Here is a 15696-nt window from a genome sequence, read left to right as displayed (position 1 = left end):
GGGTTTTCGCAGGTACCGGTCCGAAGGGTCCGACCGACCCGCCAACCGTCGATGCCCACTTTCCGCATGGGACGCAACGCTACATTCGCGGAGCGACGGTGTCGGCAATTGCCAGGGACTGGCTTGCCCAGAAGGAATGGACCTGCGAGTTCCACTCCCGCATCAACAGTCGATCACCCAGACGCGCGGAGTGCAGTCCTCGAGGTAATACCGCGAGCGAGCTCGAGGTCACCATTGCCTACGACTCCGAGAATCGTGTACGAGAGGCAGACCTGATGTGTGCCTACGGACCGGGCAACCCGACCTGCAAGGAACTGTTCACCGAACTGGCCGGCATCGTGCTCGCACGAGACGAGAGACTGCGCAGGCAGGCTGTCCAGTGGGCCGGCGCGAACGTCGACAACGACGCCTCCACAGTCATCGGTGAGCTACGCCTGGTCGCCACACTCTCGCCTCACACCCTCGACTGCACACCAGCGAGCTGACCGCCCAGCGCCGCAAGGGGCGGGCATCTGTCCGGACGTCACAAGCTGGGGTGCGCGGTAGTCGCGCACACCGCCGTCCTGCTCAGGACAGCACGCGGTAGGTCACGTGCGTCACCGTCTTCGCTACTCGCGATTCCACCTGCTCGAGTTTCAGCGGCGGGACACCCTCGAACAGCCGCGCGCCGGCGCCGAGCGTGAGTGGCGCAATGTGCAGCCGTAGCTCGTCGACCAGGCCGGCGGCGAGGTACTGGTTGATGGTGGCCGCGCCTCCCTGGAGAGAGACATCGCCGTCGCCGGCCGCCGCGCGTGCCTGTGCCAGTGCCGACTCGATTCCGTCGGTGACGAAGTAGTACGTGGTTCCGCCGTCCATCGGCTGCGGATCGCGCGCGTGATGGGTGAGCACGAAGACCGGGGCGTGGAACGGCGGATCGTCGCCCCACCAGCCGTTCCACTGCCGGTCCCACTCGCCACGCACGGGGCCGAACATGTTGCGGCCAATCACGAACGCCCCAGGCGCTGTCGGCTGCTCGACCTCGGCCGGGTTCTCCTCGGAGCCGTCGAACATCCAGGCGTGCAGCTTGTCGCCCCAGCCGTCGCCGCCGTCCTCACCGAACGGGCGTTCCTCGCTCTGGTTGGGCCCGGCCACGTACCCGTCGGCCGAGATCGTGATCTCGGCGATCACCTTGCCCATACGTGTGGTCATTGCACTGTCCTCCTCGTGGCGACCCGCCGTCGCCTTCCCGGTGAGCTTCCTGTCAAAGCATCCAACGCGACGTGGCCAACACTGCGTCTGCCAGACACTGTGTATCGTAGACACAGTTAGTCGGTCCGGCAAGCCGACATTTCGCGTCCGGATCGCGGACGCCGAAGGGCTAGTCGCGATCTCCCGGCAGCGAGTCGCGAGCGAGTTCAACTTCACCAAGGTGTCGCCTACCGGTGGCGCGGTCCGGCCGACGTCGGGGAGCCGGCCATGGGACCAGGCGAGTCAGCCCGGTGTCCTGCTTCGGTCCGGGAGTGGTCCGGGACTGCGGCGGCCCGTAGCCTGTCTCGGCGCCCTCACGTGGGTGTGAACCCGGCAGGGCGATCCCCGCTCGTACACGACCAAGACCAGCGGCAAGGATGATCTACATGAAGATCGGCGTCATCGGTACCGGGCAGTTCGCCCGCAGTTTCATCTCGTTGTGGCAGATGCATCCCGACGTCGAGGCGGTCTACGCCTGTGACCTCGTTCCCGAACGGGCCAAGGAGCACCAGGAGAAGTACGACCTGGCCGGCACGTTCGCCGACGCCGAGGAAATGCTGGCCTCCGACGTGGACTCGGTGGCGGTGATGACCCAGCGCTGGACGCACGGCTCGCTGGTGCTGCAGGCCCTGGAGGCCGGAAAGAACGTCTACTCCGCGGTGCCGATGGCGATCACCGTCGAGGAGATCAAGGCGATCGTCGACAAGGTCACCGAGACCGGGCTGATCTACATGATGGGCGAGACCAGCTACTACAACCCGGCCGTGGTCTGGGCCCGCGACAAGGTCGCCGAGGGCGCGTTCGGACGGGTGTTCTACGCCGAGGGCGACTACGTCCACGACATGGACAACGGCTTCTACGCCGCCTACAAGTACAGCGGCGGCGAGGACTGGAAGAAGACCGCCAGCTACCCGCCCATGCTCTACCCGACGCACGCGATCGGAGGCGTCCTCGGCGCGCTGCCGACCTACGCCACCAGCGTCAGCTGCATCGGCATCGTCGACGATCGCGGAGACGGCGTCTTCGACAAGGACGTGTCGCTGTGGGGCAACGACTTCTCCAACATGAGCGGGCTGTTTCATCTCGCCGACGGCGGCGCGATGCGCACCAACGAGTTCCGCCGGGTCGGCTACTGGCAGGGGCATGAGTCCAGGTTCCGGTTCTACGGCACCGATTCGGTGATGGAGCAGACCGGTCACGGCGCCACCTGGAGCATCAAGACCGAGGGTGAGGACTACCGCAAGGGCGACACCCTCGACATCAGCGATCTCTTCTACACCCGCGAACGTCAGATGCCGGAGGGATTCGGCGACGTCGACCCGGCACTGATGCAGAGCTTCGCCTCCGGCACCGCCAAGGTGCAGGACCGCAGCCGGCTGCCCAAGGAGTTCGAGGGCGCGCACAACGGGCACGAGGGCTCCCACCACTTCCTGGCCGACGATTTCGTCCGGGCGGTGACAACCAAGACGCAGCCGCCGGTGAACGCCTGGAAGGCGGCCCGGTTCACGCTGCCGGGTGTGATCGCGTTCGAGTCGGCCCGCCAGGGTGGTGCCCGGTTGCCGATCCCGGACTTCGGGGACGGCCCGGAGAATCCTGCCTGGTGAACCTGGCAGCCGCCGGACGCGAGCCGGGGTATTGCCCCGCTAGTAGCGCCGCCGCCCCCGTCTGTAGGGCGTGAAGGCGGCGGGTTCTTCGTTGCCGATCCAGTCGCCGTCGGCGAGCCGGCGGAGGCTGCACTCGAGGTCGAACGTCAGCCAGCGGGACAGCTGCGGGTGGGCGTGGTGCTGCCAAAGGCCATACGGCCCTCGCAACGTCTCGAGGTAGGCGACGAGCTCTCGCACTCGTCGGTCCTGCGGTGAGACGCCGCATCGGGACGCGAGGTCGAGGAGAAAGGCGAGATCGAAGGTGACGTAGAAGGTGACCTGTCCCATGGCCCGTTCGAGCCCGACGAGGCGGGAGACCTCCCAGCCGAGCGTCGATTCGTCTCGGGTCTCTCGGGCGAGGAGATGGTCGACGCCGATGCGGGCGGCGTCCGATCGTCTCCGCTCGGGGTGCAGCGCGAAGCAGGCGACGGCGCCGGTCGTCGACGATCGGCACCCAGCGCCTCGGGTGAGTCGCCGGTAGTCCTTCTCCGGCTGTGAGGGGCGTCCGGGACCGCCGAGATCGGCTTTGGGTCCGGACGGCCAGGACCCGTCGGGGAGGCGTACGCCCAGGAGCCATTCGTAGGCGCGCTCGGCACGAGGGTCGGTGGCAAAGCCCGCAGCGGCGATGCCGCGCAACGGCACGACGGTCTGCATGGGGACGAACCGCGGTCCATCGGATGGGGCCAACTGTGGCTGTGCTTTCCGGGTGGGATTGGGTGCGGGCTGATCGTTGTCGTCGTCGAGCCACACTCGCCACGACCCGTCCTCCTGCTGGCGGGCGAAAATGGCGTCGACCGCGTCGCCCAACTCGGGCCCGGTGTACCCGAGGTACGCGAGCTGACAGAGCAGGTAGCCCGCAGCGTTGGGTCGGTGGCGCGCGGCTTCGAGCCGAGCGAGGAGCGACCGGACCACAGCGCTCTCGCGGATCTCGGCGCGCGACTCCTGCACGTCGTCGTTGTCAGCGGTGATTCCCTCGAGCTCGACCGCCGCGCGCCACTGGAGCGACGGGGACGGATCTCCGAGCAGGAGCGATGTCATCTTCATGTGAGGGCCTCGAGGATGTACGGCGCGGTGGCTGTGTCGGTCTTGGCGAGTTCTTCGGGTGGGCCCTCGAAAACGATCTCGCCACCGTCGGGTCCGGCACCGGGACCGAGTTCGATGAGCCAGTCGCAGGTGGCGAGGAGGACGGGATCGTGCTCGACCACCAGGACGGTGTTGCCGGCGTCGACGATCGTGTCGAGGGCGCGAGCAAGCACGGCGACGTCGGTGACCTGCAGACCGACGGTGGGCTCGTCGAGGACGTAGAGGCTGCCCTCCTTGGCGGGGCGGGCGAGCTGTTTGGCGAGCTTGAGTCGCTGCGCTTCGCCGCCCGAGAGGCTCCAACCGGGCTGGCGGACGATGAGGTAGCCGAGGCCGAGCGCGAGAGCGGCGTCGCCGACGCGGTGCACGGCGTCGATGTCGCCCCACTCCTCGACGAGTTCGCCGATGGTGAGGGCTTCGATGTCGGCGAGGGTTCGGCCCCGCTCGACCAGGGCGGCGACCTCGCGGCGGTAGCCGGAACCGCCGCACGCCTCGCAGATCTGGGTCACCGACGGCAGGAACGACATGCCCTCCTGCCACGTCCCCTTGCCGCCGCAGGCGTCGCAGCCGTAGGCGAGGTCCTTGATCGTGATGCCCTGCTCGCGGGCCGCTTCGCTTGCGGCGAACGACTTGCGGACCGCGTTGATGAACCCGAGGAACATGCCGGGTGAGGTGATCTCGGCGCAGGCCTGGTCGGCGACGATGGTGCGGCCGGGCGCTCCCGAAATGGCGTCGTGAACGCCGGGCTGGACGCGGATGACGCCGACGCCGGTGATGTTGGTTTTCGGTCGCGCCAGTCCCAGCGCGATCGTGTCGACGACGAGCGAGGACTTTCCCGACCCGGACACACCGCACACGCCGACCTGCACGCCGAGCGGGATGCGGACGTCGAGGCCGCGCAGGTTGTTCTCACGTACGCCCGTGACGTGCATCCACCCAGCCGGCACCCGTCGGTCGCGGCGAGGGACCGAGGTTCCTCCGTCGCGCGCCGCCCGGGTGACCGACTGGTCGCTGGTGAGATCGATGAGGCGGCCGCCGGCACGTCCGGGACCGGGGCCGATCTCGAGGACATCGTCGGCGGCGCGGATGAGGGTGGGGTCGTGTTCGACGGCGATCACGGTGTTGCCGGCGTCGCGCAACTCGCTCAGGGCGCCGGCGAGCGCGGCTACTTCTGAGGGATGCAGCCCTCGGGACGGTTCGTCGAGCAGAACGGTCATGCCGACGAGGCCGCCGCCGAGCACCGACGCCAGCTTGATCCGCTGCGCCTCGCCCGCAGACAACGTCCAGGTCATGCGGTTCAGGTGGAGGTAGCCGAGCCCGACGGAGCGGAGGAAGCCGATGCGGTGCAACGCCAGCCTGCGGGCGTCGGCCGCGTGGGTGTCGAGTGGCGCCTCCATCGAGGTCAGGACCTGTTCGATCTCCGCACATGACGACGAGAACAGGTCGTTGCGGTCGTGGTGCCCGATGCGGATGGCCAGGTAGGGAGCGCGCAGACGGTTGCCATCGCACGCACGGCAGGTGAACACCCTTGTGTGCATGCCGCCGAGATCTTGCTGCGCCCAGTAGTTCAGGCCGACCCAACCCTCGACGCCGAACAAGATCGCGTGCCGGGCCTCGTCTGACATCTCGGACCATGGCGTGGTGGTCGGGTCGAAGTCGTAGCGCCTGATGAGCGCCTGCAGGAACCGGTCCGCGGAGGTCACGTGCACCCACGCGAGCGGTCCGCCGAAGATTCCCGAGCCGAACGGTGCGTCCGGCTTCACGATCACCTTGTCGAAGTCGAACTCCCGCTCGACGCCGAGACCGAGGCACTGCGGGCAGATGGACACGGGCGATCCCATGAGGTGCCGCGGCTCGATCGGCACCGCGGCCGCCCCGCAGGTGCCGCAGGCCCACGCCGCCTCCGGTGTTGGCGAGCCACGCCGGACGCTGTCACTACCGCACGCGAGGCAGGTCCTCACACCGGTGCGCGCCAGGACGAGCGTGATGAGGCGGTCGAGGTCGCTGGAGCGGCCGACGGTCGTCCGGGCCGCATGCTCGGCGGCAGGCCCACCCGGACCGAGGTTCGTCCCGCCCGCGTCGATGATGGTCGTCGGGCCCAGCCCGGTGAGCGAGTCGACCGGGGCTTCCGGTCCTTCGCGTACCGACTGGCGCTCGTAGACCGACAGGCACTCGAGCAGCCGCCTGTTGGCCTCCGCCGCGACGACGTCGTGGACCAACGACGATTTCCCGGATCCCGACACGCCCGTCACCACGGTGAATCGGCCCTTGGCGAACTGGACGTCGACACCCTGCAGGTTGTGGGCGCGGGCGCCCCGCACCTGGATGGCGTCGCTCGACCGTCGGCCGCGGCGCGACTTGGCGCGGGGCGTCACCCGCGGCTGCTTCTCGTTCACGGGCGGGCCGCAGTTCTGGAGGCGTCCGCCGTCGGGACCACCGCCCGGGCCGAGATCGATCCGCCAGTCGGCGGAGGCGATCACGTCGGCCTGGTGTTCGACGACGACCACGGTGCAGCCGTTGACCGTCAGCTTGTCGAGCACGGTGAGGAGTCGGTCCAGGTCGCCAGGGTGAAGGCCGGTCGTGGGCTCGTCGAGCAGCACGAGGTCGCCGGACTTGGCCTTGGTCACCTCGCGAGCGAGGCGGACTCGTTGCGCTTCGCCGCCCGAGAGGCTGGGCGAGGGTTGCCCGAGGGTCACATAGCCGAGCCCAACCTCCTGCAAGGTCTCGAGGATGCGCGTGACCGACCGGTGCTCGACGAAAAGCGCGTGGGCCTCGTCGACGCCCAAGTCCAACACATCAGCGATCGACAGCCCCGCCCATGTTGCCTCGAGGACCTCGGGCCGATAACGGCGGCCGTCGCAGGCCTCGCACGGCATCCAGATGGGCGCCAGGTCGCTCAGGCTGATGGCGACCGCGCCCATCCCCTCGCACTCCGGGCACGCCCCTTCGGCTCGGTTGAACGTGAACTCCGACGCGGATCGCCCGGTCTCGTTCGCGAACACGTCGCGGATTCGGTCGAACACCTTCGTATAGGTTGCCGGATTCGAACGCGGGTTGTTGCCCAGCGGTTTCTGATCGACGGCGATTGCGCGTACGGCTGGAGCGTCGAAGGTCGCGCAACCGATCGGCGCGTTGGCTCGGATCGAGGCCAGCAACACGTCGCGGGCGAGCGTGGTCTTGCCTGCTCCCGACGGGCCCGTGATGACGGTGAGCGCTCCGAGCGGGATCTCGCAGTCGAGGTCGCGCAGGTTGCGCAGGTGGGCGCCAGTGATGCCGATCCGCCCCTCCGCGAGCGGGCGGCGCGCACGACGCGTGCGCGTCGTCGCCGAGAAGCCGCGACCGGACGCCGTGCCGGCGCGCCACAGTTCGGCGGGCGTCCCTTGGAAGACCAGTTGGCCGCCGCCGCGGCCTCCGGCCGGGCCGATCTCGACGACATCGTCGGCCATGGCGATCGCGGCCCGGTCGTGTTCGACCATCAGGACGGGCCCCGGCAACGACGCGATGGCATCCAGCAGGCGTTTGAGATCGGTGTGGTGCAGCCCGATGGTCGGCTCGTCGAGGACATGCAGGAGGTCTTCGAGCCGGCCGCCGAGCACGACCGCGAGTCGGGTCCGTTGCGCCTCTCCGCGCGACAGCGTCGGCATCGACCGGTCGAGGCTGAGGTGGCCGAGTCCCAACGTGACCAGGGGCCTCAGTCGCCGCAGCAGCTCATCCTGAATTCGTGCAGCACGCAGGCCGACTGGCAGGTGGTCGACGAACTCGAGAACCTCGCTCACCGAGCAGGCCAGCAACTCGGTCAGGGTGACGCCGGCGATGCGATGCGACGACGTGTCCAGCGGGGGTGTGGGGATCGTCTCCCCACAAGGCAGCGGAGGTGTGGGGATCGTCTCCCCACGAGGAACCGCCGCGTCGCGAAACGCGGACGGCTCCAGCGGCCGGACCCACGCCGAGCAGCTCGGACAGATCGGCGCCCGCAGCACCGGAGTACCGCCGAGACGGACCTCCGGTGAGCCCAACGCGTCGGCACGCTCGAGCGTGGCGCGAACGTCTGCCGCCGACGCTCCCGCGTGCAGCGTGGCGACGCGTACGACCACGTCGTGCGGGACCGTCGGGTCGAGCCGCGGCACGCGGCTGGAGTTGCTCGCCGCCCACGGACGCCCGTCGATCGTGACCGCATCGAACTGGCCGCGCAGCCCGGCAAGCAGGCGCGCGTGGCTGCGCCGAAGGCTCCGCACCACCGCCACCTCGACCTCGACAGTGCCCGCGGAGGCGAGCATGTCCAGGGCGATGGCGAGCCGCTCTTCGCGCGACACCGCCCGTACCGGCACCTCGCAACGCGGGCAGGAGACGTCGGCGAATCGGGCGTAGAGAATACGCAGGAACGGGTGCAGGCCAACCGACGTCGCCACCGTCGAAGCCGGATTGACGTTCAGCACGTTCTGGGCAATCGCGACCGCCGGCCCCAACCCCTCGATGCTGCGTACCTGCGCGGCCGGCACGCGTCCGCCTCGACGGCCGAGTGCGAGCGTCTCGATGAACCGGCGCCGCGCCTCGGTGTAGATCACGTCGAACGCGAGCGACGACTTCCCCGAGCCGGACACGCCGACGACGGCAGTCACGCCGGGCCCGAACGTGACGTCGACGTCACGCAGGTTGTGCTCGGCCGCGCCGAGAACCCTCAGCTTCCCCACCATTTCGCGAACGCTACCTATCTGCGGAACGCGGCTCTGGTCGCGGCCGCAGCTGCGTGGATGTACTCGGGGTTGAACCACTTCCAGTCGACTTCGGCGCCGCCGTCGTGGTGCCTCTCGACGTGACGCCGGTACGTGTAGGCCATGAGGTACAGCGGCCGCATGCGCATCACCGCCTCGAGTCGGTCGAGTTCCTCGTCGGTCAGCTCGACGTGCCGGCGGTAGGCGTTGACGCCCGCGTCGATCTCTTCCTCATTGAGCCAGGTGCCCCACATCAGGTAGGCGAAGTCGGCGAGGCGCGGACCACGCCCAGATCCCATCCAATGGATTGCGGCCGGCCCTTGCCCGGTCACGACCACGTGATCGGGAGAGGCGAGGAGGCAGCCGTGGAGCAGCGCCTCGGGAAGACCGTGACCGTCGTCAGCCGCGCGCACCTGGTCCCGGAGCTGCTCGAATCGCTGGCGATGGGCCGCCGAGACCTTCGTGTCCACCGCGTCGAGAAACGACAGGGCGGCCAGCAGGTCCTGACGCGGAGCGCCTTCCCGGCTGGGGTCATCACCAACGGCTCCACCGGGGCGGCTGGCCGATTCGTCGTACGGCAGCGCGTGCAGCCGTCCGAGCAGGTCACCCATGAGGGCGATCTCGCTGCCCTTGGGGAGGGGCTCGCCTTCGACGAATCGGGTGACGAGGACGGAGCTTCCGTCGAAGTCGGACACCGCGTCGTCGACCGCGAGACGTTCCGCGGGGTAGTCGTGCCGCTCCAGGAATCGCAAAATCGCGGCGTCGCCCTCGGCGCCGGCCCTCGGACGGGCGGGGTGAAACGCACGGGCGATCCACGGGTCGCCGTCATTCCTGTCGATGCGGAAGACGTACGTGGCGTGCGGACTCAGCTTCGTCGCCGCCGTCGCGTCGATTTCGTACCGATCCCGTAGATGCGCGAGCAGCCGGTCAGCGGCGGGCATGTGGTCCATGCGCGCACCGAGGCCCTCGAGATCGGTCAACGCCTCGGTGTAGCGCTGCCCGGTCTGCTCGGCGTGGCGCCGGACGACCTTCTTGAAGCTGGCGTGCCTGGTCATGACAAGCCTCCTCTGAACACCTTCGTCCCCCAGCGACGCGGTGTTGGAGAGAACGGCTTGTGATATCGACGACCGAGAGGGCGAACTCCCCTTCGCCAATGGAACCCCGACTGGGGCGAGATGTTCCACAGCTCGGCGACCGGTCACCGCCGTGGCGGCACAATCCCCGACCGACGCAGCACTTGTCAAGCGCTCGACTGCGGGTCGAGACGCCCCTCGAAAGTGCTGCGATCGGCGGTGCCGGTGCCGGCATGTCCGTTCGTCTGAACGGAACAGACGCACGCGTACGACCTTCCGCGCCCGCGTGCCGCCCTGTTCGGCGTCAGTCCCACCGGGTCCCGGCCGGCACCCGGAGAGTTGTGTTGATGCGGTTGAAGAAGTTGGTGACCGCCACCATCAGTACCAGGGCATGGAGCTGCCCCTCGTCGTAGTGTCTGGCGGCCTCCGCCCAGATCTCGTCGGTGACCGCGCCGGGTCGGTCCGAGAGCCGGGTCGCGGCCTCGGTGAGGGCGAGCGCCGCCCGCTCCGCGTCGTCGAAGAGCGGGTTTTCGTACCACGCGGCGAGGGCCAGTAGCTTCTCAGGTCCGATACCGGCCTTCCTCGAGGTCTCGGCGCCGGTGTCGACGCAGGCGCTGCAGCCGTTGATCTGGCTCGCGCGCAGATGCACCAGCTCCAGCGTCTGACGGGGTGCGCCCCCGGCGTAGATGGCCTTGAAGAGGTGTTGGACGCCGGTGGTGACGTCGGGCTGAACCCCCGCGTTCTGGATTCGTGCTTTCACCGTTCCTCCGTGGAGCAGATCGTGGATCTCTGGACGGCACCACGACGTATGGCGGCGGCTGGAGGTAACGCCGGCCGCGGCCTGAAGTAACACCGGTTCGGGCGTTACCTCACGGGCTCGCGATGCGTCCTGATAGGTGACACAGCCGCCCACGCGGGGGGAAGACCGTGACTGAGCAAGAACAGATCGCCGCCGAGTTCGAGAGCCATCGTTCCTATCTGCACGCGATCGCGTTCCGCATCCTCGGTTCGCACGCCGACGCCGACGATGCCGTGCAGGAGGCATGGCTGCGCCTCGCCCGCACCGGCGGAGGGCGTATCGAGGACCTGCGCGGCTGGCTCACCACCGTGACCGGGCGGATCTGCCTCGACATGCTCCGCAGGCGCGGGGTCCGGGGCGAGCAGCCGCTCGAGCTGAGCGTCGGGGTGCTCGGGCGGGAGGACGCCGGGGGCTCGCGGGCGGATCCCGAGGAGGAAGTCCTGCTCGCGGACTCCGTCGGCCTCGCGCTGTACGTCGTCATGGACGCCCTCACCCCGGCCGAGCGGGTGTCCTTCGTCCTCCACGACGTGTTCGAGATCCCGTTCGACGGCATCGCCGCGATCCTCGGCCGCAGCACCGCCGCCACGAAGATGCTGGCCAGCCGGGCACGCGGGCGGATCCGCCTGGGGAAGCCGGCGGCGGCAGCGGACGCGGCGGAGCAGGAGGTCGTCGACGCGTTCCTCGCGGCAGCCGGCCGGGGTGACATTGCGGGACTGCTCGCCGTGCTCGCCCCCGATGTCGAGCTCCGGCAAACCAGCCCCGTAGGGACCCGTGTCGTCCGCGGCGCGAACGAGGTGGCGGCTCAGGCGACGCTGGGCGCACGCTCGGGTGCACTGGGTCATCCGGCGGTCGTCGACGGTGTTCCGGGCGTCCTCGTCACGGTGGATGGGCGGCCGGTTTCGGTCATGGCCTTCACGGTCACTGGCGGCGCCGTCACAGTGATCCGCCTGCTGTCCGACCCGGACCGGTTGGCCCAGGTCGTCCCGTCCTGGGTCGCGTGAGACAGCGCGTGAGACAGCGCGTGTGGGGCTGACCAGTTGGCCGTGGTTGGATCCCGCGACTGGTTGCCTGTGTGACGTCGTTGTGGAACCATGCGGCGGTGAATATATTCGTCCTCTGCACCGGTCGGTGTGGATCGGTTACATTCTCTCGGGCATGCGGGCACCTGACGAACTACACTTCCGGTCACGAGTCTCGAGCCCGGCTTGTCGGCCCGGAGCGGTTTGACTTTCCGCCGGACCACGTCGAGGTCGACAACCGGCTTAGCTGGCACCTCGGGGCTCTCGGCGCTCGATACAGCGACGGCCCGGTTCTGTACGTCCACCTCCGCCGAGATCCTGACGCCGTTGCCCGTAGCTTTCTCAAGCGCTGGAACTCTGCGTACCGCGCATCGATGATTCGCGCTTTCGGACACGGAATCGTCAAGCGTGTCAAGGATTGGCCAGAGGAGCGGCGCCTCGAGGTTTGTCGCCACTATGTCGACACCGTGACGGCCAACATAGAGACCTTCCTTCATGGCCGGAGCGCCATGACGATGTGGCTCGAATCGGCCGAAACGGACTTTCCAGCCTTTCTTGACCGCATCAATGCGAAAGGGGACCTCGAGGCAGCTTTAGCCGAGTGGAGTGTCAAGCACAACGCCTCGAAGAAGCCTGCCTTGTCGTCAAGTTAGCCTCAACCAATTCCGATCTATTAGTAGGCATTACCTGCAATTCGGACTCGACCGATTCCTTGTTGTGAGTGGAAGCCAGCTCGCGGCCGGGCCTTGGAGACCCACGAGCTGGCTTCAATGTGAAGCCCGCTCTCCGCAGCAAGTTGATCCTGCAGGTCAACAGGCTGCTCATCATGGCGACGATCCAGGGGAGGACCGTATGCGTGTGCCTGACGTCAGCGTCATCATTCCGGCGCACAACGCGATGCCGTATTTCACCAAATGCCTTGATTCCGTGCTTACGCAGTCGCTCGGGACCGAGCGTATGGAGCTCATCGTGGTCGATGACGGCTCGACTGACGGCACCGGAGAGGAGCTGGACAGGTGGGCGGCGTTGCACCCGGATGTGATCCGGCCAGTTCACCAGGAGGCGTCTGGAGGTCCGGCAGCCCCACGCAACAAGGGCCTCGATCTCGCCCGGGGTCGTTATGTCTACTTCGTCGATGCAGACGACTATCTCGGTCGCGAGGCGTTGGAGCGGCTGCTCCGGACCGCCGAGACAAACGCCGCTGACATCGTGCTGGGTAAGATGAAGGGAGTCGGCGGACGCGGCGTGCCGGAATCGATGTTCCGTAGCAACCAGCCCGATGCCGATCTCTTCAGCTCCAGGGTCTATTGGACGTTGTGCTGCTTGAAGCTGTTCCGTCGAGACCTGCTCGAGGAGCACTCGATACGTTTCCCCACCGATCTGACGAACTGTTCGGACCAGCCCTTCAGCGCGTTGGCATACCTTCGGGCACGCCGGATCTCGGTCGTGGCCGACTATGACTGCTACTTCGCCATCCGCCGCGACGACGGCAAGCACGTCACCAGGTCGGGCGGCACCGAGTCCCGGCTCACCGTCCTGGAACGCATGTGCGCACTGTTGGCCAGTGAAGTTCCCGCAGCGGACAAGCGCGAGCACCTGCTGCGGCGACACTTCGAGTTGGAGCTGCGGCACGTGATGAGCCACCTCTCCAGAGAAAAGAATCGGGCCAAGAAGGAAGCGTTGTTCGCGCGGATCGTCGCACTTGTCCGAACCCATCTCACGCCAGAACTTGCACAGCGGCTGCACCCATGGTCGCTCCGGCTCCGGTATCACCTGGTCGAACGCGAGCTCCTTGACGTCCTGATGGAGGTCCATCTCTTCGAGCGGAGCTACCGGCCTTTCAACCTCACAGTCGAGGGTGATCGCTGTTTCGCCAATCTGCCGTACTTCCGCGATCCCGACGTGTCGATCGCCGACAGGTACTTCGAGGTCACCGACTACCTCACGGTCAGCCACCAACTGATGACGTACTCCCTCACAGGATCCGAGCTGCACCTTACCGGCACTGCTGGGCTCGATCGGGTGCTCGCTCCAGAGGACTCCACGATTGAGATCGCTGTCCGTGAGAGGGACACAGAGTCCCCGGAGTACTCCGTGACTGCGTCCCACACTGACGAAAGAGGATTCGAGGCACGCCTGAACATCCTTGACGTGGCCGACGGCCGGCCACTTCCCGACGGTATCTGGGATCTCTATATCAGAGTCAGGCGTGGTGGCTTCACCAGGACAGCCCGGCTGGGAAGCCAGCGGACGTCTGAGCTTCGCACCACCACAGCCCTGCACCTCGCCGATGACGGCAACGGTGGCCTGCAGGCGGTAGCGACCTACTTCACCGTTCCGTACGGAAACCTCAGCGTCGACATAGGCGAGAGCAAACATAGTTTGAGCGACGCGGTACGGCTTGACCGCGCGGTCTGGGACGGCACCTCGCTTGCTGTTGATGGACAGTTCGATCTCGTCGACCACAACCCTGTCGCGGTCGCGCTCCACGCCGAGGACGGCATCATCCGGACCATGCCCATCGTGTCCGACAGCGGGAGGTTCACCGCGCGGTTTGATGTGGGCGATCTCCCCGAAGGAGAGTGGACGGTGCACATTCGCGTGGGGACGACCGACACCTACCGCGACATCCCCGTCCCGTCTCAGCACAGCCTTACTGGCGGCGTCCGGTGGGGAAAGCCGTTCCAGTGGCCGAGGTATGCGCGGCAGGTGCCGGGCTCCGCGAGCCTTGCCATCCGCGTTGGGCGGATCAACCTTGTATGGCGGGCACGGCGTGCCGGATCGCGGGTTCTACAGCGACTCAGCGGCGTGTAAGTAGCGCTGCGCCCTTCTCCAGCGAGATGTTCTCGACCACGAGGCTCGGGTAGTCATTACGCCACCGTTCGACAACGGCCTTCTCCTTCGTGCGCGCGTAGTCGTCGAGAACGATGTGCGCACTGGCGGCCAGTCGGTCGTACAGCAACGGAATCGACGGGTAACGCGCGTTCCGCGACAGCTTGCTTGGTGGCCCGTCCACGAAAAGCAGATCGATACCGTCGAGGTCCTTCCAAGCAACTTCCGCGTACCAGTCGATCGATGAGCCGTCGAACGCGAACGGCTCCAGGGGTGCGCGACGAACCTCGGCGAGGTTGCCTACTTCGTGCCTGCGGAGAAGCTCTTCGGACTGTTCGGCGTATTCGGCAAGGTGCTCCAGTGCCACGACCTTGCCGTCGATACCGAAGCGGCGCATGGCAAGCGCGAGGCAAAGGGTGGACAGGCCGCTCCCACACTCGACGATCATTCGTGGCCGGTGGCGGTCTACCAGATCGACCAGGAACAGCAACAGATCAGGTGAGGCGGGGAAGCCTCTGGATGCAGGGAGCGCGTGCTGAATGTCGAGGATCGCGTAGAGGTTCTGCATCGCTTCGACCTGCCGGAAGGTCTTGCGAAGGTCCCGGCGAACAAGGTTTCCGGTCGCGTTGAGATCTGCATCGAACTTCGACGTATCGAGTCGCGATACGCCTGCTAGAACCCTCTGGAGCAACCGGTGAGTGGTGACGATGGTGGCGAGGGTGCCAAGCACCAGGAGGCCGAGGACGGCAAACAATACTGCTGTAGCAAGTCCGATGGCCGAACCGGCTGCTGCGAGTGTCACGATCGCCAGCCATGCAACGCCACCGATGGCCGCATACCCACGCATTCTCACTGGCCGGTCCGTCCAATCGTCGTAGTCCGCTCGTGCGCTCCACACTCGCGGGCGGGTCTCCTACGTCTCCGTGGGCCGAGTCGCGCGGTGCCCATCGGGCGATGGTAGGGCACGGCACGGCCCCATTGCCACGTGGGCGGCCAACCAGGTCGCAGCGCTCTCGCCCGGGATTCAGCCATGATCTGGGCACGTCCCGTCAGCGGCGCCTTGATCCGAAAGAGGACTACTCCGGATCCGCTCGGTGGGAGCCTGGATGCCGTCAGGTGCCCCACTTCGTGGTCGAGTGATGACGTCATGGTCGGCGGTGTACTCGGGGGGTGAGAGCACGATGGTCAGAGCACCTCGGCTGTCCCGTCGCTGACGCCGCGGGTGTCGAAGAGTAGGCGGGCCGCTCGGAGTGTGTGGGGGTTGTAGGCGGTGTGGGCTTGGAGGAGGAGGGTGAGGTCGGCGGTGTGGAG

General features: G+C 67.4%; 11 protein-coding genes. 5 read left to right on the top strand and 6 right to left on the bottom strand.

Annotation, left to right across the window (positions count from 1 at the left end):
- Window positions 1-98: 98 nt before the first annotated feature.
- Window positions 99-485 (top strand): hypothetical protein, encoded by a 387-nt coding sequence (locus ABN034_RS26785; protein ID WP_349693746.1) that lies wholly within the window; start codon window positions 99-101, stop codon window positions 483-485.
- Window positions 486-567: 82 nt separating this feature from the next.
- Here the strand turns inward: ABN034_RS26785 and ABN034_RS26780 are convergent, their stop codons facing one another.
- Entirely contained in the window at window positions 568-1188 is a 621-nt protein-coding gene (locus tag ABN034_RS26780; RefSeq protein ID WP_349693745.1) for a dihydrofolate reductase family protein, read from the bottom strand.
- 425 nt (window positions 1189-1613) lie between these two features.
- On the opposite strand from ABN034_RS26780, the gene ABN034_RS26775 reads away from it, so the two are divergent.
- Window positions 1614-2831 carry a Gfo/Idh/MocA family protein gene (locus ABN034_RS26775; protein WP_349693744.1) on the top strand — a complete coding sequence of 406 codons (1218 nt, stop codon included), beginning with the start codon at window positions 1614-1616 and terminating at the stop codon, window positions 2829-2831.
- Window positions 2832-2870: 39 nt separating this feature from the next.
- Here ABN034_RS26775 and ABN034_RS26770 read toward each other — a convergent pair whose 3' ends face one another.
- The 4 genes from ABN034_RS26770 to ABN034_RS26755 form a co-directional block, all read right to left on the bottom strand.
- Window positions 2871-3914, bottom strand: a complete 1044-nt coding sequence (locus ABN034_RS26770) for a hypothetical protein (RefSeq protein WP_349693743.1) — start codon at window positions 3912-3914, stop codon at window positions 2871-2873.
- Entirely contained in the window at window positions 3911-8644 is a 4734-nt protein-coding gene (locus tag ABN034_RS26765; RefSeq protein WP_349693742.1) for an ATP-binding cassette domain-containing protein, read from the bottom strand. The genes ABN034_RS26770 and ABN034_RS26765 overlap by 4 nt, the downstream gene beginning before the upstream one ends.
- 14 nt (window positions 8645-8658) lie before the next feature.
- A complete protein-coding gene (locus ABN034_RS26760; RefSeq protein WP_349693741.1) occupies window positions 8659-9717 on the bottom strand; it encodes a phosphotransferase enzyme family protein in 1059 nt (352 codons plus the stop codon).
- A gap of 322 nt (window positions 9718-10039) precedes the next feature.
- Window positions 10040-10495 carry a carboxymuconolactone decarboxylase family protein gene (locus tag ABN034_RS26755; protein WP_349693740.1) on the bottom strand — a complete coding sequence of 152 codons (456 nt, stop codon included), beginning with the start codon at window positions 10493-10495 and terminating at the stop codon, window positions 10040-10042.
- A 167-nt stretch (window positions 10496-10662) separates the two neighbouring features.
- On the opposite strand from ABN034_RS26755, the gene ABN034_RS26750 reads away from it, so the two are divergent.
- The 3 genes from ABN034_RS26750 (at window position 10663) to ABN034_RS26740 (ending at window position 14367) form a co-directional block, all read left to right on the top strand.
- On the top strand, window positions 10663-11535 hold the full coding sequence (locus ABN034_RS26750) for a sigma-70 family RNA polymerase sigma factor (RefSeq protein WP_349693739.1): 873 nt from the start codon (window positions 10663-10665) through the stop codon (window positions 11533-11535).
- Window positions 11536-11927: 392 nt separating this feature from the next.
- Window positions 11928-12206, top strand: a complete 279-nt coding sequence (locus tag ABN034_RS26745) for a hypothetical protein (protein ID WP_349693738.1) — start codon at window positions 11928-11930, stop codon at window positions 12204-12206.
- Between the two features lie 199 nt (window positions 12207-12405).
- On the top strand, window positions 12406-14367 hold the full coding sequence (locus ABN034_RS26740; protein WP_349693737.1) for a glycosyltransferase: 1962 nt from the start codon (window positions 12406-12408) through the stop codon (window positions 14365-14367).
- Here ABN034_RS26740 and ABN034_RS26735 read toward each other — a convergent pair.
- Window positions 14354-15115 (bottom strand): class I SAM-dependent methyltransferase, encoded by a 762-nt coding sequence (locus ABN034_RS26735; protein ID WP_349693736.1) that lies wholly within the window; start codon window positions 15113-15115, stop codon window positions 14354-14356. The genes ABN034_RS26740 and ABN034_RS26735 overlap by 14 nt on opposite strands.
- Window positions 15116-15696 lie beyond the last annotated feature (581 nt).

Origin of the sequence: Actinopolymorpha sp. B11F2, from assembly GCF_040195635.1 — a bacterium.
In the GTDB taxonomy this organism is placed as follows: domain Bacteria; phylum Actinomycetota; class Actinomycetes; order Propionibacteriales; family Actinopolymorphaceae; genus Thermasporomyces.
The sequence above is the reverse complement of the archived record's forward strand: the minus strand, read 5'-3'. Positions and strand labels throughout refer to the sequence as shown.

Coding starts and splice junctions, on each gene's coding strand:
- ABN034_RS26740 (WP_349693737.1), top strand. CDS start 12,406: ATGCGTGTGCCTGACGTCAGCGTCATCATTCCGGCGCACAACGCGATG.
- ABN034_RS26765 (WP_349693742.1), bottom strand. CDS start 8,644: ATGGTGGGGAAGCTGAGGGTTCTCGGCGCGGCCGAGCACAACCTGCGT.
- ABN034_RS26745 (WP_349693738.1), top strand. CDS start 11,928: ATGATTCGCGCTTTCGGACACGGAATCGTCAAGCGTGTCAAGGATTGG.
- ABN034_RS26775 (WP_349693744.1), top strand. CDS start 1,614: ATGAAGATCGGCGTCATCGGTACCGGGCAGTTCGCCCGCAGTTTCATC.
- ABN034_RS26770 (WP_349693743.1), bottom strand. CDS start 3,914: ATGAAGATGACATCGCTCCTGCTCGGAGATCCGTCCCCGTCGCTCCAG.
- ABN034_RS26780 (WP_349693745.1), bottom strand. CDS start 1,188: ATGACCACACGTATGGGCAAGGTGATCGCCGAGATCACGATCTCGGCC.
- ABN034_RS26760 (WP_349693741.1), bottom strand. CDS start 9,717: ATGACCAGGCACGCCAGCTTCAAGAAGGTCGTCCGGCGCCACGCCGAG.